The 20,417-nt window shown below is 36.0% G+C and carries 21 protein-coding genes and 2 pseudogenes; 14 read left to right on the top strand and 9 right to left on the bottom strand.

Going from position 1 to position 20,417, the window contains the following annotated elements; all coding sequences use genetic code 11:
• Nucleotides 1–118: 118 nt before the first annotated feature.
• From QP420_RS03965 to QP420_RS03945, 5 genes are all read left to right on the top strand, one after another.
• Complete coding sequence (locus QP420_RS03965) at nt 119–271, top strand: hypothetical protein (protein ID WP_481616669.1); 153 nt, start codon at nt 119–121, stop codon at nt 269–271.
• Between the two features lie 36 nt (nt 272–307).
• Complete coding sequence (locus QP420_RS03960; RefSeq protein ID WP_464406125.1) at nt 308–1,294, top strand: helix-turn-helix domain-containing protein; 987 nt, start codon at nt 308–310, stop codon at nt 1,292–1,294.
• A 374-nt stretch (nt 1,295–1,668) separates the two neighbouring features.
• Nucleotides 1,669–2,154 carry an NUDIX hydrolase gene (locus tag QP420_RS03955; RefSeq protein ID WP_415689821.1) on the top strand — a complete coding sequence of 162 codons (486 nt, stop codon included), beginning with the start codon at nt 1,669–1,671 and terminating at the stop codon, nt 2,152–2,154.
• On the top strand, nt 2,141–2,287 hold the full coding sequence (locus tag QP420_RS03950; RefSeq protein ID WP_481616668.1) for a hypothetical protein: 147 nt from the start codon (nt 2,141–2,143) through the stop codon (nt 2,285–2,287). Before QP420_RS03955 ends, QP420_RS03950 begins: the two co-directional genes overlap by 14 nt.
• A gap of 198 nt (nt 2,288–2,485) precedes the next feature.
• On the top strand, nt 2,486–2,851 hold the full coding sequence (locus tag QP420_RS03945) for a metal ABC transporter permease (RefSeq protein ID WP_060786520.1): 366 nt from the start codon (nt 2,486–2,488) through the stop codon (nt 2,849–2,851).
• Between the two features lie 114 nt (nt 2,852–2,965).
• On the opposite strand, the gene QP420_RS03940 is transcribed toward QP420_RS03945, so the two are convergent.
• Nucleotides 2,966–3,769: a sulfite exporter TauE/SafE family protein gene (locus tag QP420_RS03940; RefSeq protein WP_102704478.1), complete on the bottom strand. Its 804-nt coding sequence runs from the start codon at nt 3,767–3,769 to the stop codon at nt 2,966–2,968.
• Nucleotides 3,770–4,563: 794 nt separating this feature from the next.
• Between QP420_RS03940 and QP420_RS03935 the strand changes: the two genes are divergently transcribed.
• The 4 genes and pseudogenes from QP420_RS03935 to QP420_RS03920 all read left to right on the top strand — a co-directional run bounded on the left by QP420_RS03935 (nt 4,564) and on the right by QP420_RS03920 (nt 8,529).
• Nucleotides 4,564–4,869 carry a hypothetical protein gene (locus QP420_RS03935; RefSeq protein WP_075523752.1) on the top strand — a complete coding sequence of 102 codons (306 nt, stop codon included), beginning with the start codon at nt 4,564–4,566 and terminating at the stop codon, nt 4,867–4,869.
• Nucleotides 4,870–5,352: 483 nt separating this feature from the next.
• A complete protein-coding gene (locus QP420_RS03930) occupies nt 5,353–6,690 on the top strand; it encodes an ATP-binding protein (RefSeq protein ID WP_415688694.1) in 1,338 nt (445 codons plus the stop codon).
• A 263-nt stretch (nt 6,691–6,953) separates the two neighbouring features.
• The gene (locus QP420_RS03925; RefSeq protein WP_481616602.1) at nt 6,954–7,529 is read left to right on the top strand and encodes a hypothetical protein; all 576 of its coding nucleotides are present in this window, start codon (nt 6,954–6,956) and stop codon (nt 7,527–7,529) included.
• 565 nt (nt 7,530–8,094) lie between these two features.
• Nucleotides 8,095–8,529, top strand: a pseudogene (locus tag QP420_RS03920) (hypothetical protein).
• A 153-nt stretch (nt 8,530–8,682) separates the two neighbouring features.
• Here the strand turns inward: QP420_RS03920 and QP420_RS03915 are convergent.
• Both QP420_RS03915 and QP420_RS03910 read right to left on the bottom strand, forming a co-directional pair.
• Nucleotides 8,683–9,015, bottom strand: a complete 333-nt coding sequence (locus QP420_RS03915; protein ID WP_415688698.1) for a type II toxin-antitoxin system RelE/ParE family toxin — start codon at nt 9,013–9,015, stop codon at nt 8,683–8,685.
• Nucleotides 9,012–9,317: a type II toxin-antitoxin system RelB/DinJ family antitoxin gene (locus tag QP420_RS03910; protein ID WP_415688699.1), complete on the bottom strand. Its 306-nt coding sequence runs from the start codon at nt 9,315–9,317 to the stop codon at nt 9,012–9,014. Before QP420_RS03910 ends, QP420_RS03915 begins: the two co-directional genes overlap by 4 nt.
• Nucleotides 9,318–9,690: 373 nt before the next feature.
• Here QP420_RS03910 and QP420_RS03905 point away from each other — a divergent pair, with 373 nt between their 5' ends.
• Nucleotides 9,691–10,335, top strand: coding sequence for a helix-turn-helix domain-containing protein (locus QP420_RS03905; protein WP_481616601.1), 645 nt, complete (start codon nt 9,691–9,693; stop codon nt 10,333–10,335).
• A 23-nt stretch (nt 10,336–10,358) separates the two neighbouring features.
• On the opposite strand, the gene QP420_RS03900 is transcribed toward QP420_RS03905, so the two are convergent.
• Together QP420_RS03900 and QP420_RS03895 are read right to left on the bottom strand one after the other, a co-directional pair.
• Nucleotides 10,359–10,760: a DUF2178 domain-containing protein gene (locus QP420_RS03900; protein WP_060786513.1), complete on the bottom strand. Its 402-nt coding sequence runs from the start codon at nt 10,758–10,760 to the stop codon at nt 10,359–10,361.
• Nucleotides 10,757–10,960 carry a helix-turn-helix transcriptional regulator gene (locus QP420_RS03895; protein ID WP_004113289.1) on the bottom strand — a complete coding sequence of 68 codons (204 nt, stop codon included), beginning with the start codon at nt 10,958–10,960 and terminating at the stop codon, nt 10,757–10,759. The genes QP420_RS03900 and QP420_RS03895 overlap by 4 nt, the downstream gene beginning before the upstream one ends.
• A 190-nt stretch (nt 10,961–11,150) precedes the next feature.
• Between QP420_RS03895 and QP420_RS03890 the strand changes: the two genes are divergently transcribed.
• Nucleotides 11,151–12,344 (top strand): hypothetical protein, encoded by a 1,194-nt coding sequence (locus QP420_RS03890; protein ID WP_481616600.1) that lies wholly within the window; start codon nt 11,151–11,153, stop codon nt 12,342–12,344.
• A gap of 170 nt (nt 12,345–12,514) precedes the next feature.
• Nucleotides 12,515–13,798, top strand: coding sequence for an MATE family efflux transporter (locus QP420_RS03885; protein ID WP_415688702.1), 1,284 nt, complete (start codon nt 12,515–12,517; stop codon nt 13,796–13,798).
• Between the two features lie 473 nt (nt 13,799–14,271).
• Here QP420_RS03885 and QP420_RS03880 read toward each other — a convergent pair whose 3' ends face one another.
• Genes QP420_RS03880 through QP420_RS03870 form a run of 3 tightly spaced genes read right to left on the bottom strand, consistent with a single transcriptional unit; the run spans nt 14,272 to nt 16,582 of the window.
• Nucleotides 14,272–15,036 carry an ABC transporter permease gene (locus tag QP420_RS03880; RefSeq protein ID WP_415688703.1) on the bottom strand — a complete coding sequence of 255 codons (765 nt, stop codon included), beginning with the start codon at nt 15,034–15,036 and terminating at the stop codon, nt 14,272–14,274.
• Nucleotides 15,037–15,095: 59 nt separating this feature from the next.
• Nucleotides 15,096–15,821 carry an ABC transporter permease gene (locus tag QP420_RS03875; RefSeq protein WP_016784736.1) on the bottom strand — a complete coding sequence of 242 codons (726 nt, stop codon included), beginning with the start codon at nt 15,819–15,821 and terminating at the stop codon, nt 15,096–15,098.
• Complete coding sequence (locus QP420_RS03870; protein ID WP_004129738.1) at nt 15,818–16,582, bottom strand: ABC transporter ATP-binding protein; 765 nt, start codon at nt 16,580–16,582, stop codon at nt 15,818–15,820. The genes QP420_RS03875 and QP420_RS03870 overlap by 4 nt, the downstream gene beginning before the upstream one ends.
• A gap of 139 nt (nt 16,583–16,721) precedes the next feature.
• On the opposite strand from QP420_RS03870, the gene QP420_RS03865 reads away from it, so the two are divergent.
• Both QP420_RS03865 and QP420_RS03860 read left to right on the top strand, forming a co-directional pair.
• Nucleotides 16,722–17,423, top strand: a complete 702-nt coding sequence (locus tag QP420_RS03865) for a response regulator transcription factor (protein WP_020973693.1) — start codon at nt 16,722–16,724, stop codon at nt 17,421–17,423.
• A gap of 6 nt (nt 17,424–17,429) precedes the next feature.
• Nucleotides 17,430–18,827 carry a sensor histidine kinase gene (locus QP420_RS03860; protein WP_481616599.1) on the top strand — a complete coding sequence of 466 codons (1,398 nt, stop codon included), beginning with the start codon at nt 17,430–17,432 and terminating at the stop codon, nt 18,825–18,827.
• Between the two features lie 520 nt (nt 18,828–19,347).
• On the opposite strand, the pseudogene QP420_RS03855 reads toward QP420_RS03860, so the two are convergent.
• Nucleotides 19,348–20,417 (bottom strand): annotated as a pseudogene (locus QP420_RS03855) (Rib/alpha-like domain-containing protein); the annotation flags it as partial.

Here is a 20,417-nt window from a genome sequence, read left to right as displayed (position 1 = left end):
GCTATTATTAAAAGGTTTAATTTGAAAGTGTAAGCGTGATATTTCATTGTTTTCCGATGATTGGCGAACTTTCATTCCGACGATTGGCGAAATTCTGTTCCGATGTTTGGCGTCATCAGTGAAGATGATTGGAAAGTGCGGTGCAAAAATGAAAGAAAACGAATTGGCGGTCGGTTGCGCTCATTTGTCGGCAGAAATTGCGCTTTCAACGGCAATTGCCAACCGCACTTGCTACTACGCAACTGCTGTTTTAGCTATAATTTCACCATGATCATGATGAATTCTAGTTTGAAATGGAGATGTTTTTATGATTTTAGCAGATAAAATATTGGAACTGCGTAAACAAAACGGTTGGTCGCAGGAAGAATTGGCGGACAAATTGGGCGTCAGTCGCCAAGCTGTTTCCAAATGGGAAGGCGCACAAAGTATCCCAGATATGGAACGGATAATTGCATTGAGCCGTTTGTTTGGTGTTAGTACAGATCTTCTAGTAAAAGATGAAATTGATGTTATGGGGAAGAACGTCAACGCAGATGAAAATGCCTGCCAGGAAGAAGCCGGCGTTCGCATTCGGGTAATTGAGCTGGAAGAAGCCTCCGCTTATATTGCTCACAGAATATCATTTGCCGCCTATGTTGCTCTAGGCGTTCTTCTTTGTGTTCTGGCGGCAATCCCGTTGGTTGGCAGTGATCTTTTGCTTTCTCACACAGTAAATGCGCAAGTCGGTAAAACTATGGGCTTAGCATTCAGTGTTGCGATTATTACCGTTGCTGTAGCTATTTTTATTATTCAGAGTTTCCATGGAAAGCGTTATCAATATTTGGAAAAAGAGGACTTTGAAACAGCTTACGGCGTTGACAGTGTGCTCAAAGAACGCTTGGAACGTTTCATGCCGTCGTATGTGCTGCGGACGGTCAGCGGTGTTGTTTTATGTATGGTTGCCTTTATTTTTCTTATAATTTCGGATATAGCACCGGAATTTTATCAACTTTCATCCGGCTTTTTTGTAGTTATCGCTATTGCCCTGGTGGCAGCAGCTGTTTATTTATTCGTACAGGCGAATATCGTCCGCTCGTCCTATTACCGTTTGCTGCAACCGAAGAAAAAAACTGTCTATCCTGCAAAGACTAGGTTATTCCTCCAAGCTTACTGGCTTATAGTTGTCTGCATTTATTTAGCCTACAGTTTCATCACGTCCGATTGGGGAAAAAGTTGGATTGTTTGGCCGTTGGCCGCATTGACTTACGGAGTAATAGAAGTAGTGCTCAAAGCGTGGATGCTCGGAAAGAAATAAGTGACTTTCAGCGTCGATTTTGTGGCGAATAACAGGTGTTATCCAGACGAAATATGGTATGCTTGCGCTTATATTACCCCCCCCCAGGAGTGAAAGTATGATTAAAAATGTCGCACATATAGGCTTTACCGTCGGGGTGTGGACATTTTTTAGACAGCCCACCCAACCTCCTTCTGTTCTCGATAAGACTTATTCCTCCAAGTTATCAAGTTGCTTATTTGCTGGCTGGTGAAGAGACTTGCAGCAGGGAATTTGGTGTTTATCGATTGGTTAAGGATAATTATCCTAAATATGTTTTATCGATGGATACAATGAATTTTTCGCAAGAAGGGATTATACACAAATATTTACCAGATTTTCTAAAGGAGTAAACTATGGAACATAATTGCGGATTTATTAACGATAAAAAAGCATTTAGATATAGAGCAGCAGCCATCATAGTCGAAGAAGGTTGTGTGCTATTTGCAAGAAATGATGAGGACGACTATTACTACTCAGTTGGCGGAGCGGTTCGCATGGGCGAGACATCAGAAGAAGCCGTTAAGAGAGAAGTATTTGAAGAGACAGGTCTTAATTATGAAGTAGATCACCTTGCCGTCATACACGAGAACTTATTCATCGGCAGCTCTGGCTTAAAAGGAGTAGACTTCCATGAGCTGACGTTCTACTACATGATGAAGCCCATGGGCAAAAGAGGTTTTACGAGCCATAGTACTACAGAGTCAGGTGCTAAAGAGACAATGCATTGGTTACCTATAGATGAGCTTGATAAGTTCAAGGCTTACCCAACATTTATGAAAGAATATCTTAAATCGGAGCATAGTGGAATAGAGCATATAATTTCAGATGAAAGATATTAATGAATCCCGCTATTATGGCAAGAGATCGTTGCATGGAAAATTTGATTTAAAAGACAAGCCAGTATCTGATGTTCTTAAAGTACCAGGGATTAATAAAACAGGTAATGTTGCTATAGGTTATAAGAAGAAATAGTAATATTTTTCACTCAAGAATCAAGCTATTAAGCTAAATGGTATACCTTTTGCGATATTTTTCTATCGTTAAAAGGTGCACCCACTTTGCACCCAGCTAGAAGTTAGGAAATAGGAGTTTAGAAACTTTCCTGTACCGTATGAGGGAGAAAAGAAGATTGATGAAAAAACACAACTCATCGACCAATCAGAAAAATATTTGAAGTACAAGAAAACCTACAAAGCCCATACCAAACTAAAGAACAGTAAACAGGAAGATTTTTACAACGAACATACAGCAGAAATCATTTTATTTGAAAGTGCTAAGAAATATCTCAAAGAACATTTAGGAGAAAGTAAGACCTTAGCCATCAGTAAATGGGAAACGGTAATTTTTGCTCCAATACTTGGAATTATAGCTGGAACTTTAGGTCTCTATTCAAGTATTTATTTAGGTCTATCTTCCGGAGGAATGATAACTGTATTTTCTGCAATTGTTTATATAGTTTGCATAATTATTTATCACGCAAAAAACATGATAATAAAATTTATACAAGCAAAAAGAGATGTTACTCAAATGGCATAATTGTAAAAAGTTACTTTATAACATTCTCCTATATCGTGGGGCTTAAATCTAAGCCCCACTTTTTATATTCAAAACTATTTTTTCAAATAAATAAAAGTCAAAGACTTTACATATTTAACGCTTATTCTTAGCTAAAATACCTGTTTTTAATATCATTTGTAAGCATACACTGAACAGAAAAATACAAAACAATATATTGCATATAAAAGGTGAAATACTGCGCGCAATTATTGCGCCTAAGTTTACAGTAAATGTCGCAAAAATACCGATAATAATTCCTTCAGTAAAATGAGTATAATGGTAACGAGCATTAGCAATACTACCACTTATAACTGTAGGAAGCGTGACAAGCAAAGCAGTTCCTCTTGCCATAAGGTCTCCCATGCCGAGCAAAAGTTGCACGCATGGCACTATAATTCCTCCGCCACCAACGCCTAAAATACCTGAAAAAATACCAGAAACAACGCCTATAAATATAAGACATATAGCTTTTAAAAAACTAACATTAAAATCTACATTTCTTAACGGAATCCAAACTTGACTAGAACATATAACTAGTAATACAAAAAGTGTAAAACACCAAGGAAATATTTTTTTAGGCAAAATATGTGAAAAATATACCCCAATTTGTGATCCGAAAACTGAACCTATTATTAGAAAAAATGCTGATAAAAATGACACTTTGCCGTTTAAACCGTAAACAATGCTTCCACAAAGCGACGTTATAATTATGGCAACAAGAGAAGTAGCAGTAGCATGACGCTGATCAAATTTCATAAAAACAGTTAATGCAGGAACTATCACCATTCCTCCACCTACACCGAACAATCCTGATAAGAAACCTGCTAATAGTCCAATGAAAACGATTAAAACAATATTATGGAAATTATATTTGGTTTTAAAAATATTTCTCAACATATATCTTTTCTTCACAAAATACCTCCTCGTACTTTATTCACTACTTTTACTATGTTATATGAAAAATAGAATATTTCTATACTAGTTCAATTGTAATTTATGTATTTATTTATCTAATTAACGTAAAATATTCTTTGTTAATAAACACAGCAATTCGATGGGTTCATATATGGTAAAAAAATTGCATCAACTATACTAATACTTTGTCTTAGGGGGGGGGGGCTCTCTAGGCTATTTTTATGCTCAAGAATCAAGCTATCAAGCCAATCTTAAACCTTTTTGCGATATTTCCTATCGTTAAAAAGTGCACCCAATATACATAGTGTGCACTCAAAAAAGTGTAGCTATACTAGGAGTTCTCTCAATCTCACGTCGAGAGTGTTGTTTTGATGTCAAGAATTAAGAACTAAACAATAGATAAAAGGCTTGAGGAATGGGTTTCGATGATTGCTATGGTTTATACAGATAATCGGAATCCATTTTTTAAACCGCTTGACAACATTTCTTATCAAGGTTGTCTAAGTTTTCATAGTAAGAAGGAGCTAATAGTATTTTGATGCTGTGAACTCCTTCTTATTTTGAATTGCTCTACAGCGGAGTATTAAAATCAGCAACTAAGCTTAAAAGAGCAAATAAAGCAAATAATAATGATAATGCAATTATGAGTAGCGTGAAAATAATTTTCATAACAACTAATCTGTAAACTATTTTTATTTCGGTAATTGTATCAAATTTTGCGTTTTATATAGTAGATAATCAGAAATGGTATAACGAATGCTATAACAACGTAAGACATGAATATAAAGAAGAATTCTCGCGCAGAAGCATCTGATAAAATCAAAACGGCTGGTGGCAAAAGTATTGCAAAAATAATAGATGGTAGGAACAAAGATTTAGATATTTTTAATGTCGTCTTGTTAATAAAAATGAGATGTAGTGGATATAGATATAGTCCAAGATCTAAACCTAACCAGATAAAAAACGCTCTATCGTCTATGCACTCAAACGGATGGCCGCTAGGAGATAGGCTGTCGTTTTTAGGTATGCTATCGGCAATCAGTGATAAGACAACTGGAATAATGATAATACAAGCAATATAAGTGTAAAAATATACTATTTGTTTTTTTGTCATTTTTGTTATTTTTGTCATGGGAAACGATTCCTTTGCAAAGTTTAATCACTATTCAATTATAACTTTCCGTAGTTGGTTTAGGTATTTTTTGTGGGATGGGAATTAGGTGTATTGGTAAACCTGAAGGAGTGTGAAAATGGCTGCAAAATATTTAGTGTGTGCAGCAATTCTTTTGTTGCGTGTATTTTCATGTTTTATGCTGAGCGCTACTTAATGCATAATTCGTATAATAATGTGATAAAAACACTAAAATACGTATAATTATGTGATTAAATACACCAAAACATATATAATAATGTGATACACGATAAAAGATAACGCAAAATATAACAAAATAATCGCAGAATTGTTGCAATACAACAACGTAGCAATGCAATACGCTTAGAAACAGCAACGCGCTAATACGACTGCAATATTTAATAGCGTAACGTCAAGTGAAAGGTGAGTAATCATGAAAAGGCTGATTATGAGCAAACTTTTAGCATGGAAGAGCTCGCCGTATCGTAAACCGTTGATATTAAAAGGTGTGCGTCAAGTTGGTAAAACTTGGATACTAAAAGAATTTGGTAAGCTCTACTACAAAAATATTGCTTATTTTAACTTCGACGAAAACAAAGAATATAAGCAATTCTTTGAAACCACTAAAAATGTGGAACGAATTTTACAAAACCTAATGCTTGCAAGTGGCCAAAAAATTGAACCAGAAAACACGCTTATTATATTTGACGAGGTTCAGGACTGCCCAGAAGTAATAAACTCGATGAAATATTTTTGTGAAAACGCTCCGCAGTATCATGTTGCTTGTGCTGGATCATTGCTTGGAATAACGCTTGCCAAACCATCTTCATTCCCAGTTGGAAAAGTTAATTTTATGCAAATAAACCCAATGAATTTCACAGAGTTTTTACTTGCTAATGGAGATGAAAATCTAGCGAAGTTTATTGAACAAATTGATAAAATAGAGCCGATTCCAGACGCATTTTTTAATCCGCTATACGAGAAATTAAAAATGTATTATGTTACAGGTGGTATGCCTGAGTCAGTTTTAATGTGGGCTAAAGCACGAGATGTAAACGCAATGCAAGATACATTGTTTGAGATTATAACAGCTTATGAACGAGATTTTGCAAAGCATCCTAATGTTAGTGAATTTCCAAAAATATCAATGATTTGGAATTCTATTCCATCTCAACTTGCGCGCGAAAACAAAAAATTCTTGTATAAAGTTGTTAAAAATGGTGCGCGAGCAAGAGAGTATGAAGACGCTTTGCAATGGCTTGTGTCGGCACAATTGGTGTATAAAATTTATAGAAATACTGCGCCGAATTTACCTATTGCTGCTTATGATGATGTATCTGCTTTTAAGATTTATTTAGCAGATGTTGGTTTGTTAAGGCGATTAGCACAACTTGCTCCTACTGCATTTGCGGAAGGCAATAGGCTGTTTACTGAGTTTAAGGGTGCTTTAACAGAAAATTATGTTTTGCAGGCGTTACTTACTCAATTTGAAGTTATGCCTAGATACTGGTCTCAAACGAATCCGCCGTATGAAGTGGATTTTCTTATTCAACGAGAAAATGATATTTTCCCTGTTGAGGTTAAATCTGAAGCAAATATTAATAGTAGAAGTTTGAAAAAGTTTAAAGAACTATTCCCTAATCAAACGAAATTACGTATACGATTCTCGCTGAATAATCTAAAACTAGACGATGATATGTTGAATATTCCGTTATTTATGGCTGATTACACGGATAAGCTTATAGAACTTGCGCTGAAAGAAAACAATTGAGAAAGAAAGATAATTTAAAAGGGAACGATTAGAAGATATAGAAGTAGATTATCGGATGATTTTTAGCTATAGTTATTTTTGTAGGCTGTATATCTGCATTCTTTGTCCATAATTTACATCCCGTCAGTTTTATTAGACTCAAAGATGATTTGTACTACGAGATGAATGAATATTGGGCAGGTGATAGTGAAGTATCGAGCAAAGATTGAACATGAGAATCGTAGCTGCAATTAGATAAAGATTAAGTTGTAGAGGAGGCATAAATGAAGCATATCAAGCATTATGCTTTTTTGACTATGGTAGTTTGTCTTATGTCACTTATTTCAGGTTGTACGAATCAGAATAGTTTTAGTGATAATAATAGAGAGCAAAAAACAGAAAATCAAAAGTCTGCAAGGAATGAAAGGCACTCAGAAAATAATGAAGATGTTGACTGGAAAGAGGTAAGTAAAAGTGGTGTTGATGAAACTTTGCTTATAAAAAACATAGATAAAAAGGTTCTCACGTATGTGGCTAAACAATTACAAAATCTATGCGATGAGATTGGTGAAAAGGGGCGCAAAGATAAATTCTATTGGCTGACAGGACAATGGTATAACGATGTAATGTATTCTAAACAATATATTAGTGTCATATTATTAGGTAAAAAAGCAATGAAACCATTGTTCCTAATAATATATAAAAGCAAACAGGCTGGAATGTATGAATGGGTTTGCAGTAAAGCTTTAGATGAAATATCTGGTTTTGATTTCTCGGGATTAAACAATGGCGTAGGCTGGAGCAATTCTAAAGAATTTTTAAAGGCATTTACCGATAAAATTATTGAACAAAAAAATTAGCAACTTTCTGTTTCTAATTGTCTTGGATGTTTACGTTCCTACAATATTCCCAATATTAACTTCCATTCTGCAATGAGCATTAAGGCTATTTTGCTGTCGAGTGGTTGTGTGCTCTAGTTGCTTATGTTTTGGGGAACAAATCGGTGGAATAATCGTAAAAAAGTTCCTTACATTATTTGATTTCTCATGGTATGGGCTTGTTGGTTATTCCGGAAAATAGGGTTACTGAGTTTAAGAAGTTGCTTGTTGAATATTATGAGGGTGAAGATTTGCAGGTAATTGCTTCGTTTATGAGGAAATATTGTTGGAAGCATTAAATGTGCATGATGATATTAATTCTTCTGGTTCTTCTGTTTCGTGAATCTTGCTGTTTATGAAAGAGTATAGTTTGCTAGTAAATGAAGAAATTAGTGTTGATAGTCTAGACAAATTAATAAAAAAAAATAGGATATTTATTAAGATTATTACAGTAATCAGAGTGAATTGTAGATCTTGTTTGCTTAATAGTCTGTTTTATGATCATTTGATACAAAGTGGTGTTAACGAAAAGGAGGCTAGTAGTGTTATGAGAAGTAAAACTATTTTTGGTAAAACCATTTTTCAAAGTTGTCTTGTTATGCTTTTGCTGCTAGGCTCTCTCTTTTCTCTTGCTGGATGTTCCGACGATGATGAGAAGGCGGCGCTTGCGTCGTATCATTGGGAAACAGTAGCGGTGTCTCAAGAAGAGTTTCGTATACCAGAAAACTATATGAATAAGGATGAGTTGTATCTCTTTGTGTCGTGAGACATTCTTGATTCTCACTATGATTTGTCTAAAGTTACTCTTGGAGATAAGCCCATCAAATTAGTTGACTCACAGTTTAATTTGCCTAGTTCAGGGTATAAAGCTCTATTTTTAGTTGGTAAATTTGATTTAAAAAACAAGCCAAGCTCTAATGTTCTTAAAGTACCAGGTATTGATAAAGCAGGTAATGTTGCTATAGGTTATAAGAAGAAATAGTAATATTTTGCACTCAAGAATCAAGCTATTAAGCCAATCTCAAACTTTTTAACGATAGCTTTTTCTATCGTTAAAAGATGCACCCACTATCCCATAGTGTGCACTCAAAAAGTGTAAATATACTACCAGTACTTTTCTATCCCAAATCGCGCATTAATTGTTTGGGTCGTTAACAATGTTTTCTATATTTCTGCCTGAGTAGAATATGCGAATAACTGTTACAGTCATTTGGTTTTTGTCTACTTGGTAGAAAACAGTGTAGTTGTCGACTGGAACTCTTCGTATTTCCATAGATAACCACGGTTCCCACGCTACAAGAGGATAGCGCATAGGCATAGTGTTAAGAGAACGTATAGCATGCTTAATGCGGTTGACTTGTTTTTCAGCCGTTTTAGGAACTTGTAAATTAAAGCGAATGTATTCGTATAGCCCAGTGAGATCCAGGAACGCTTGTGGAGAATAAATGACGCTATAGGTTGTGCTCATACGCCGTATTCCTTAGCGAAGAATTGGTCTACTTCATCTGCACTATATTGTTTGCCAGATTTTAGAGAGTCTAAGCCTTTTTGTAATTCTGCATCCAGTTCGGCTCTTGTTAAGCTGCCTAAAGCAGTAGGCGTATTAGTTGGCAAGCGGAGTTCAAAGGGCATGCCTTTTTGTAAAACGATTTGGCTGTATAGCATTTGGATTGCTGAAGATGGTGTTATGCCAAGCTGGTTCAATATGCTTTCAGCGTTTTCTTTAAGATTTGTATCGATTCTTGCATATACAGCGTTTGTGTTTGTCATTGTGTTTGCGTCCTTTCTGCTCTCATTTTACAAAATAGTTGCAAGCATATGCAAGCATATGCAAGCAAAAGTTTAACTACTATTCAGATTATGACTTCACATCGTTGTATCTTCGTATTCAAAATCAAGCTATTAAGCCAATCTTAAACCTTTTGCGATATCTCGCTTCTATCGTTAAAAGGTGCACTCATTTATTTGATTTATTATGCTGTTACAGTTGGTAACTATAGTGTTTCATCTTGTTTCTTTTTCCGTTGCAAATTATTTGTTAGTTTGTAATTAGGCGGTATATAAATCAAATGTTTCAATACTAATTTGGTTTCCGTCAAGTAATTTCATGATGTGTAATAAGTGATTTGAAAGGAGTTGTGTTATGAGTAGTGTTATATCTTTGGGGGAAAAAATTAGAAAGGCTCGTCTGGAAGCTGGGTTGACGCAGGAGGAGCTTTCGGAATTATTGATGGTATCTCGTGCTGCTGTAGCAAAATGGGAAACGAATCGGGGTTTGCCGGATATCGAGAATCTGAAATTTATTGCATCTGCTCTAAGCGTGAGTGTTGATTATCTTTTGGATGAGAACAATAGCGTTGATTTTTCTATTACTAAGAAGCCTATTAATCTCAATAAATATGGTTTCGACGGTAGGTTGAGCGGTTTTAAGAAGTCGAAAGTTAAAGAGCAGATTGTATTAGATGAATATCCTGACTCAGAAATCAATATGCTAACTGTTGTTAAGACTTATAGCAGTTCATCTGAGAAAATGGTGGATAATTTTGTTGGATGGTTTTCTACTCTCCTTGGAGGATTGCCATTGTTTGGCATATATGATTTCAGTAAGGCTGTTTCCACTCTTGGGGCTGATCAGTATTATTTGGTGGATAAAAAAGATAAGCAGTATTTCGTGCTTATAACTGATGAGTATATTATTAGCAGAATTATGGGAGTGGCGTTTAATAGTAAAAAGTTCCGTATTGGAGATAAGGAATTTATGAAAGTTGGTAAGCTTCGTAATAAGTAGTAAATGGGTGGGTGGGTCTGGCTTTAATATTTTTTCTCATAATATTTGTTGATAAAAAACATGATTAATGGAGAAAAGGCGACTGAAATAGCTAAAAGAGCAGCTGGTAAATATGCTTTTGTTATAAATGCAATTATGGCAATTATTCCCATTAGGTGCATCAGTATGAATGCCATTGTTGCATTTACTTTATCTTTGATTTTCTCGTTTCTTTCATCGTTCACATTTATTTTGTAGTTGTGGTCTTTTTCGATCATCTTATAGTGCATGATTTTTACGTGTGAAAGTGAGATAATCGCAACAAAAACAACCGACAATGCAATTTCTGCGGATTCGTTCAGTTTAAGAGCCAGTGCAAGAATCAATCCGCAAATACCTATTACATAACCTATGTACCAAAAATTCTGGGTTTTTTTGTTTTTCATTTTTTATCTTCCTCGTAGATAAATATTTCTTCGATTGTTAAATTAAAGTACTTAGCAATTTTGTATGCCAATATGATTGACGGGTTGTATCTTCCATTTTCCAGAGAACCGACTGTTTGTCTTGATACTTCGAGTGCATCAGCAAGTTCTTCTTGGGTTATGCCTTTTTCTTTTCTAATTTGTTCAAGTCTATTTTTCACATTACATTCTCCTTTCTAATGGAAAGTTAGCTTTACATATAGGATAATCTTTTCGAGAGTAAATGTCAAGGTAGCTTTCCGTTGGATTTAATATCGATAATATTGTTTGTAAAGTTTCATAGTATTTAAGAGAGTAGGAAACTAGAAGTATAATTTTCTTTCAGATACTATTTCAGATAGTATTGTTCTTATGAGTAACAGTAGTGAGCTTTCTGTAAGTAACAGTGAAAATGAATTAGTAGATTTTACTGAAAAACTTCTTGTTGATGTTAAAGATTTTACTAATAACAACAATAAAGTATTAAGTGTTCCCGTATCTGAATTATTGAATTTCGGATCTGGTTTATCGTCATTAATTCCTGCATGTAATACAGTTACTCAAACAATAACCATTCCTACGGATGGTCTTTATAAGATTGCTAATAAAGCTGCAGGTGATACTCTAAAATACGCAAAAAATGGGAATCTATGGGGATCTTTAAGAAAAGCTGATGGTGGCTCTAGAATGATGCAGATTTCAAAGATGGAGTCTTTGCAAGGTTCTATGAAAACAGCACTTCCGTTTAATCCTGCTCTTTTAATGATGGCTGTGGCTATTTATTCTATTGAAAAAGATATGAAAAAGATTAAAGAGACGCAGGAAAAGATACTTACCTTTATGGAAGTTGAGAATGAGTCACAGATTGAGGCAGATGTTGAGTCATTGATGGGGATTGCTTCTACTTATAAGTGCAGTTGGGATAATGAAATTTCTGTTACGAATAATCATAAGCTTGTTATCGATATTAAGAATCGTGCTAGAAAGAACATTATTGCTTATCAGAAAAAGATTACTGATATTCTTCTGTTAAAGAAGTTTATTGTGTATAAAAGTAACGTAAATTCGACGTTGTCTGATTTAGGGAAAAAGTTTAAGTATTACAGATTGTCGTTGTATATTTTCTCTCTATCATCTTTGATGGAAATAATGTTAAGTGGTAATTTTTCGGAAGAGTACATTAGTAATGCAGAAAATGAGATAAAGAAATTATCTGATGACTACTGTGAGAAATTTGAAAAAAGCTCTTTATATTTAGAAAAACTTGGTAATTCGGAAGTGGGAGTCAACGTTGTGAAAGCTATGGGTACTGCTGGTACGGCTGTTGGTAAGCTAATTGGTGGTATTCCTTTAGTTAAAGATGGTTCTGTTGATGAGTTTTTACAAGATAAAGGAAACGGATTACATGAAAATGCTAATGCAATGGTAGCAAAAGCAGTGAAGGAGTTTTCTGTTTTGCGTGATCCGGAAACAAAAGTGTTTGTGGAAAAAATGGAGAATATAACTCAAATTTACAATCGTACTTCGCAAATATGTGTTGATAAAGAAAAAATATATTTGTTGTAAGTTATATATTGTTTCGTGTTGTGAGAAAACGTTGTGTTGATGAGAGTAGAAAAGAAGCCCAAATACTCGCGGTTATTTACGTGAGAAGAGAACAGACTAAGCGACTGGAATAATTAGAACAATTGTAAATCGTAAGCGCAATATAGGAAACAGAATGTAGGAACAGAAAAATGTCAGATTCAGCGATGAAAGAGAAGGAAAAGCAGGAACATACTCCAAGAGAGGAGAAAAATCCACTATATTGTGAATCACATGAGCAAATATGTGAGAACCTTAACAGTGCAAATAAGGAATTGCCCAAGTATAAGGTTTTACAGCCGAGTGCGGAAATCTTTTCCATCTTAATGATTATTGGAACTGTTTTTATGGCGTCCAATAAGCTACAGCTTTTTGGATGGATCACTTATTGTTTTGCAATTCTGCTTCTTGTTGTAGCGTCTCTTATTTGGGTTATTTGTGTTATTTGGCAGCGCAATCTACACAGTCGTTTTCGTAGTGCAAATGTAGATTGTAACAAATCTTTTCTTAGCTATGGCAAGCAACGGTGGAAGGGTAGAATCTCGCTGATTCTTTGTTGCTTTTTTGTGTTAAGTGGTATTCTAACTGCATTCTTTGAAATAACTGCAGTACGTCTTCCAAATCAGTGGCTTTTACAGACTTGGGCGTATGTTATATGCGCGGCAATGCCAGTTGTTTGGATGATTACGATTGCTCTTGTATGTGTCTTCTATAATCTCTATCTTATTTCGCGTATACGGAAAATAGGTATAAGAATTGTACTTCGTTATCTATCTGTTCTACTTTGCGTATTGATTATCTTAGGTCTTGGATTTTTTGACGTTTTGTTTATTGTTGGCAGATATTCTGTGAAACAAAATGATAATGGTACATACACAGAGCACGTGGATGATATGTATGCTCCTTTTGAGTATTATCTTTATAAGTCTGAAGGCCCATTTTTCCTTAAGTATCTTCGACCAATGAAAGATTCAAGTGATACTGATCCAAAAATAAGTGAATCTGAGTGGTATAGCAGAATAGATCGCAATAACAGGAAAGATACAAGATTAAAAGATACAAGATTAAAGGTTGAAGAGCCAGAGAAAAATTCCGATTTGCATGATGCCGCTGAGCGTGATTTAGAATCAAAGAAGGAAAGAAATGCAGCGCTTAAGATATTTGATAAGTATTTTGCGGCGAAAGGATTTACGTTCAAGGAGAGTTATACCGCCAAGGGAGATATGTATTTTGTTCTGAGTGAAAGCCGTTCGGACATTACTTATCTGCAGTATAACAGGGACTCTCAGGATGGAAAATGTGGTCTTTATATTCTGTTTAAGGCTTCAAAATCTTCAGATGGAAGCTGGTCGCCGAGTGATGCTCATATGCAGAACACCTATACTTATGAATATAGCACTGGAGTAATTGCAAAGAGCAGTAGGGCATATTGGTAGTAGGGTTGATTGGTAGTAGGGCAGAGTGGTTGGATGCCAAAATCGAAGAGTATCTGAAGATTGCCAGATAGTGATTGCCAGATAGTAGAATCCATAGTTGTGTGCTCTAGTTGCTTGTGTTGATATGTACCCAGAAAACTGGACACATGTTTTGACACGGGGTTAACAAATGGCTGCCATCCTGTACCTTACGGGATGCATCCATTTTGTTTTCTTCTGGATCCTGCAATTGTTTTAGTAATCTATATATTCACTTTCCAATTTGAATTTAAAACTATATCGCAAAAATGCCCTCCTTACTGGTCTTGTTCAGTAAAGAGGGTGCATATCAATTTAGACAAGGGTGTGTGTTTGTTTTACTGATTGCTTATCTTATTAAACAAAGCATGCAAACAAACAGTGTTGTGTTAGACGGGTTTTTAGGTTCACGTCTGCATTTGTTATTTCGTTGCATTGTTATTTAATATACCTTGTTATCTCATTTCTTTTTTGCCAAATTGTGTTATTGCAATCAAGAATACAAACACAGATATTGCAATTGCACATGGCAAAAATGGTATAAGATTAAATCCGTTTCCTAATCCTGTTGATGTAACTGCATGTAGAGAGTGGGAAACCATATATCCGCTGTAACAATAAGGATAAACTACCCAAAGTGGAGTATTTGCTATTAATACGCCAGGAATTACAAGAAGTATATTTAATCCAACGGATAACATTGACTTTTCAAAAAGCACAGTAATCGCCCACATGACTATTACGCTTGGAATCATAGTCAAAAACAGATCTAAACACCATTTTAGTAGATACATAATTGGGAGCGTTTCTGTAACTCCTGTGCTACTGGTTGTAAACAATCCTGCTATAACGAATACAGCAAAAAATACGACCATTTCCATAAGCAAATAAAATAGCAGTACGCAAAATTTTGCAGCAGAAATCGCGTATCTGCTAACAGGCAGTGCCAGCATTTTTAGTATTCCGTTATTGCTTGTTTCTCGTCCTGCAATCATCACGCAAACAACAATCATACTAAGCGGAAGCAGATAATATGAGTAGACTAATGCGCTTTGAATAAACATAGCAGCCCATGCGTGTGTATATTCTGGAGTGAAGTAGCTATGAAGGCTTGCTACACCAGATCCAACCACAAGTAATGGCGCAATAAAAATCAAAGGAATAATTTTACTACGCTTTACTTTCTTAAATTCGATTCTAAGAAGTTCAAAAAATCTCATTTTCATAATCTCCTTATTCATAGTTATATAGTGCAAGTTTTTACTTATAGTGTGTGTTTTTATTCATAGTGCAGGTTCTTAGCCGCCCACAATCCAGAACATAAAAACAGAAGTGTTTCAACTATGGATACGATTACGACCGTAGTATTAGGTTGCGCGCTCATGGCAACTGCTGGTTTTAGCATAACTATAAAAGGTGATGCCATAAAAAGCACAATGTCTGAAGAAGCCAATGCCATGCCGCTTAAAAATCCTGCTACACCAATTCCAAGCGTTACCCACATGTTTTCAAATCGTGATGATACAAAAATCATAAAGGACAATACAGGCATTGACGTAATAAATGAATATGCAGCAAAAGATATAAGAGTATTTACATTAAACGTACCTTGTGGCAAATCTGTTACACCGATTTTTGCAAGTGCTAAATTTTGTATGCAAATAGCGATTAGTAATAGAACAGTCAGCAGTATAAATTTGCATAGGTACATAGCAGGAACACTCATAGGCAGCATATGCATCTTTTTTACTGCATTTCCCTTAAATTCCATGTTGTAGATAATGCATGCTGCGACTATTATGCCGAACATGTTTAACACCATAATCATGCCGTAAAGCTGTGTAAGAAGAATATCCATAGGAGCTAAAGGCAGGTTTAATAATGTATTTTTTCGTACAATAAAATTCACAAAAGCGTACGCTGCTCCCATAACGCCAATAGCAATCATAAGAGCTATAAAGCCAGTTCTCTTGCATTTTTTTAGTTCGATTACAAGCGTTTTCATAGTCTTGCACTCTGCTTCCTGATCTTATTGTCTTCATCAATCATTGATAGGAACATATCTTCCAAATTGTCGGAAGCAAAACCAGATTGTAATGCATGCTGTCGTAGTTCATCTAAACTACCTTCAAATAACAAGTGTCCGTGATTAAGTATTCCAATATCATCTGCAATAAGCTCAATTTCGGATAGCATATGAGAAGAAATAAGAATCGTGCAATCGTAAAGATCTGGCAGCGACTTAATCAGATTGCGGATTTCGTGTATGCCAGATGGATCGAGTCCATTTGTTGGCTCATCTAAAATCAAAATAGGTGGTCTACCAAGCAATGCTCCAGCAAGACCAAGCCTTTGCTTCATGCCAAGCGAATATTTTTTTGCAAGACGGTCTGCAAACTCAGAAAGACCCACTAATTCTAATGCATCATCAACTGCACTCTTAGGTAGTTCTAAAATGCGACGTATAATGTCAAGATTTTCTCTACCTGTTAGATTTGCATAGAAAGATGGTGATTCAATAAATGAGCCTATTTCTTTCAAAATAGGTATGCGATCGGCAGGAAACTGCTTTCCGTCGATTGTAAATACACCTTTTGTTGGAGCCGTAAGCCCTAGGAGCATTTTCATTGTTGTAGATTTTCCAGCTCCATTTGGCCCAAGAAAGCCGTAAATGCTACCTTTGCGAATATGAAGTGAAACATCATTAACAGCAATAAATGATTTGTATTTTTTTGTTAAATGTTCTGTTGTAACAATATTGTTCATGGCAATATCTCCTTTCAGGATTTATGATATTGCGTCAACCTTTCTACAACATTCTCTTCACCTTACATCTACCTTACATTTTTATGCGAGGTCAAAAAATGAATATTCACATGGCATAATATATGTTAGGGGGTTCTCCATGAATCGGAATGATTATTTATTGAACAAGCATCTGCTACTTGTTGATGATGAGCAGGAACTTCTAGATATGGTTGTATCCATATTAAACGAATATGGTTTTTATAATATAACGACTGCAAAAAGTATAAAAGATGCAGTAGAGGCAACACAAAAATTACGTCCAGAATTAGCAATCCTTGATGTTATGCTCCCCGACGGTAATGGGTTTGAGTTAATGAAGCAGATAAAACAATATAGTGATTGTCCTATCTTATTCCTTACTGCTTGCGGTGAAGATGAAGATAAGTTTAAGGGATTTGACTTAGGAGCAGACGATTATATTGTAAAGCCGTTTCTTCCAAAAGAGCTAACGTTTCGCATTATGGCAATTTTAAGACGAAGCTACAAGAGCGAAAATCCCATTGTTAAACTGAAAAATAGTCAGATTGATTTTTCTTCTGCCCAAGTAATAAAAAATAACGAACATATTCCACTCACAGCCAAAGAATATGATTTACTTTCTGCACTTTATAGAAATGCTGGATGCATTGTAACAATTGACGCGTTATGTGAAGCTGCATGGGGAGCTAATCCTTTTGGATATGAAAATTCTTTAATGGCACATATACGTCGTATCAGAGAAAAAATAGAACTCAATCCATCGCAGCCTGTTTCTTTAATAACAGTTAAAGGCTTAGGATATAAGCTGATTGTGGAGTAAAGCAGAATGAAAAGCATACCAAAACTAATACAACGCTTTATAAGTATTTTTCTACTAAGCTCTGTGCTTATAGTATTAATGAATATTATTGCGTTTATTGTACTTATAGGAAATTACGCTCCCGATAAAGAGATATCTCCTTATAGCATAGCAAAAGAGACGGGAGAAGCATTACAATTATCCGCAAGTGGGGATTATGCATTATCCAAAAATATGTCTTCCAAATTGACAAATTCTGGCGCATGGGCAATTCTGATTGATAATAATACGTTGAAAGTCGTGTGGAAAACAGAAAATGTTCCTGCGAGTATTCCAAACGACTATACTTTGTCTGATATAGCTAATTTGAGCGTTGGTTACATTGATGGTTATCCAACTTACACTGGCAAAAATAAGGATGGAGTTGTAGTAGTTGGATTTCCGCACAACAGCTTTTGGAAACATACGCGACCAAGTTGGAGCTACAGTTTAATCTCAAATTTTCCGCAGATTGTTTTAAGCGTATTATTTATCAACATTTTGCTGATTCTTGGAATTTATTTAATAGCTAATATAAAACTACTAAAATCAATTAATCCGATTACAAAAGGGATACGACGTTTATCTAGTGGAGAAAGCGTGCATATTCCAGAAACAGGAGCGCTTTCAGAAATTTCATCTAACATAAATTCTGCTTCCGATATTTTGCAAATACAAAAAGAACAATTGAGAAAAAGGGAGACTGCAAGAGCAAATTGGATAGCTGGGGTTTCGCATGATATTCGTACGCCATTATCTATGGTTATGGGATATGCGGGACAGTTAGAAAATTCTCTACATATTTCGCAGGAAGATCGTAAAAAAGCGACGATGATTATTAAGCAAAGTGCCAGAATGAAGAATTTGATTAATGACCTTAATCTGGCTTCAAAACTTGAATACAATATGCAACCAATTATGAAAAAAGAAGAAAATGTTGTTGCTGTTGTTAGGCAAGTTGTTGTGGATTTTATGAATATGGGTATGCAAGATGAGTTTTCGATTAAATGGGAAACGGATGCTAAATTGACTGTTTGCAATATTAGCGTAGACAAAGATTTATTAAAACGAGCAATATCTAATCTTATTCAGAACAGCATATCTCATAATGAAAATGGGTGTACGATTTATGTATCCGTTGCTGCAAATAATAATAATTGTATTATTTGTGTTGAAGATAACGGTATAGGTGTTTCAGATGAAAAAATCGAAAAGCTTAATCATGCACCGCACTATATGATTTGCGATACAAGTACTGCAGAGCAACGGCATGGTTTGGGTTTGCTGATTGTTCAGCAGATTATTAGATCTCATAACGGAACGGTTGCGATAAGTAGGAGCGAACACAGTGGGCTTAAGGTATCTCTAACGATACCGCTTAATTGAATATGGGCAGTAGATGGATGACATCTTTCCACTTAATTGTGGAGACTATAGTATTGATGTCAAAGGCTTAATAGGTGGGTGCAATTTTGCCTTTGTGCAGCAAGGCTTAGTGAGGGCTATTATTAAAGGTTTAGCGTGCGGTGGCTTTAGGCTGGCTTGGTGCGGTTTTTGAACGTATTTTGGCTATTTGAGGGAAGATATCAACGCTCTAAGGTCGAGTGTACAGGATGTATAACACAAAAATGCACCCAGCTGTTTATGTGGGGAAGTGTGGTTTAAGAACAATTTTTATATTGCAGTTCTGTCAAAAATTGTTTTTTATTGATTTTATTATCGTTTATTTGAATATATTCAAATATGGTTCTTCTTAAATAAGATATGTTTTGAATCACAATACAAAAGTTTGTATGTGTAAGTGAGCAGGGATATAGAAAAAGGAGCTGGGTTTGTGGCTCAGCTCCTTTTTTCTAATTATTTTCAATTATTGGTTCACTTTTGTTTAATTTTGTAGGTGAACTTTTTACTCGCGATTCTTCTTGCGAGAGAAGAATGCTGCTGCAGCTCCCAGTACAGCAATCATTGCGCTGATCAATCCTACTCGTTCCACTTCAGCACCAGTCTTTACTAATTGGGACGAATGCTTTGCAGGAGCCTCGTTGCCGGACTTAGTAGATTCGTTGGTGCTATCTTGAGCGCCGGAATCTGTAGAGCTGCTGCTGCCAGTAGTAGATCCGCTAGCTGAACCGCCATTGTTAGACGTGGAGTTGCCCGAATCAGAACCAGAACCTGTTCCAGAGCCTGTTCCAGAACCAGAATTTCCGTCGTTGTTTCCGGCTTGACCAGTGGCGTTGTCGCTCTCGGTACCGTTCTTAGAGTTTTTAGCGGTTACATCACTATTGTCTTTGACTTTGTCTGCTGGAATAGTGACTTTACCAGTGGTTTTATCAACGGTTACGCCTTCTGGAGCGTCGTCACCCTTCTTCCACTCACCGTTTTCTTTCTTGACAGTGAATTTGGTTGGGGTGGTGTTTTCACCTTCTGGCGTATACGTGATTTCCAGAGTATCAGTATCAGCTGCTGGTGTTACCTCAACGGAACCATCGTCTTTAGGCGTGACAGTTGGAGCAGCTGGCTTAGTTGCTGGAGCGGTTGGGTTAGTTCCTGTTTGACCAGTTTTTTCGTCGCTCTCGGTACCGTTCTTAGAGTCTTTAGCTTTTACATCACTATTGTCTTTGATTTTGTTTGCTGGAATAGTGACTTTACCAGTAGTTTCGTCAACGATTACGCCTTCTGGAGTGTCTTCACCAGTCCAGTTTCCATCATTGCCTTTCTTGACAGTGATGGTCTTCGGGTTGTTTTCACCTTCTGGCGTATACGTGATTTCCAGACTATCAGTACCGTCTGCTGGTGTTACCTCAACAGAACCATTGTCTTGAGGCGTGACGGTTGGAGCAGCTGGCTTAGTTTCAGGAGTGGTTGATGGGTTAGTTCCTGTTGTACCAGTGTTTTCTTTGCTCTCGGTACCGTTCTTAGAGTCTTTAGCTTTTACCTCACTATTGTCTTTGATTTTGTCTGCTGGAATAGTGACTG

The sequence above is a fragment of the Bifidobacterium sp. UMB1197 genome (assembly GCF_030217745.1).
Lineage (GTDB): Bacteria > Actinomycetota > Actinomycetes > Actinomycetales > Bifidobacteriaceae > Bifidobacterium > Bifidobacterium vaginale_B.
This window is presented reverse-complemented; position numbering and strand designations above follow the sequence as displayed.

What these genes read in the sequence shown, in the direction of transcription:
- QP420_RS03960 (WP_464406125.1), top strand. Translation starts at nt 308, where the DNA reads ATGATTTTAGCAGATAAAATATTGGAACTGCGTAAACAAAACGGTTGG.
- QP420_RS03955 (WP_415689821.1), top strand. Translation starts at nt 1,669, where the DNA reads ATGGAACATAATTGCGGATTTATTAACGATAAAAAAGCATTTAGATAT.
- QP420_RS03950 (WP_481616668.1), top strand. Translation starts at nt 2,141, where the DNA reads ATGAAAGATATTAATGAATCCCGCTATTATGGCAAGAGATCGTTGCAT.
- QP420_RS03940 (WP_102704478.1), bottom strand. Translation starts at nt 3,769, where the DNA reads ATGTTGAGAAATATTTTTAAAACCAAATATAATTTCCATAATATTGTT.
- QP420_RS03935 (WP_075523752.1), top strand. Translation starts at nt 4,564, where the DNA reads ATGAATATAAAGAAGAATTCTCGCGCAGAAGCATCTGATAAAATCAAA.
- QP420_RS03930 (WP_415688694.1), top strand. Translation starts at nt 5,353, where the DNA reads ATGAAAAGGCTGATTATGAGCAAACTTTTAGCATGGAAGAGCTCGCCG.
- QP420_RS03925 (WP_481616602.1), top strand. Translation starts at nt 6,954, where the DNA reads ATGAAGCATATCAAGCATTATGCTTTTTTGACTATGGTAGTTTGTCTT.
- QP420_RS03915 (WP_415688698.1), bottom strand. Translation starts at nt 9,015, where the DNA reads ATGAGCACAACCTATAGCGTCATTTATTCTCCACAAGCGTTCCTGGAT.
- QP420_RS03910 (WP_415688699.1), bottom strand. Translation starts at nt 9,317, where the DNA reads ATGACAAACACAAACGCTGTATATGCAAGAATCGATACAAATCTTAAA.
- QP420_RS03905 (WP_481616601.1), top strand. Translation starts at nt 9,691, where the DNA reads ATGAGTAGTGTTATATCTTTGGGGGAAAAAATTAGAAAGGCTCGTCTG.
- QP420_RS03900 (WP_060786513.1), bottom strand. Translation starts at nt 10,760, where the DNA reads ATGAAAAACAAAAAAACCCAGAATTTTTGGTACATAGGTTATGTAATA.
- QP420_RS03890 (WP_481616600.1), top strand. Translation starts at nt 11,151, where the DNA reads ATGAGTAACAGTAGTGAGCTTTCTGTAAGTAACAGTGAAAATGAATTA.
- QP420_RS03885 (WP_415688702.1), top strand. Translation starts at nt 12,515, where the DNA reads ATGTCAGATTCAGCGATGAAAGAGAAGGAAAAGCAGGAACATACTCCA.
- QP420_RS03880 (WP_415688703.1), bottom strand. Translation starts at nt 15,036, where the DNA reads ATGAGATTTTTTGAACTTCTTAGAATCGAATTTAAGAAAGTAAAGCGT.
- QP420_RS03875 (WP_016784736.1), bottom strand. Translation starts at nt 15,821, where the DNA reads ATGAAAACGCTTGTAATCGAACTAAAAAAATGCAAGAGAACTGGCTTT.
- QP420_RS03870 (WP_004129738.1), bottom strand. Translation starts at nt 16,582, where the DNA reads ATGAACAATATTGTTACAACAGAACATTTAACAAAAAAATACAAATCA.
- QP420_RS03865 (WP_020973693.1), top strand. Translation starts at nt 16,722, where the DNA reads ATGAATCGGAATGATTATTTATTGAACAAGCATCTGCTACTTGTTGAT.
- QP420_RS03860 (WP_481616599.1), top strand. Translation starts at nt 17,430, where the DNA reads ATGAAAAGCATACCAAAACTAATACAACGCTTTATAAGTATTTTTCTA.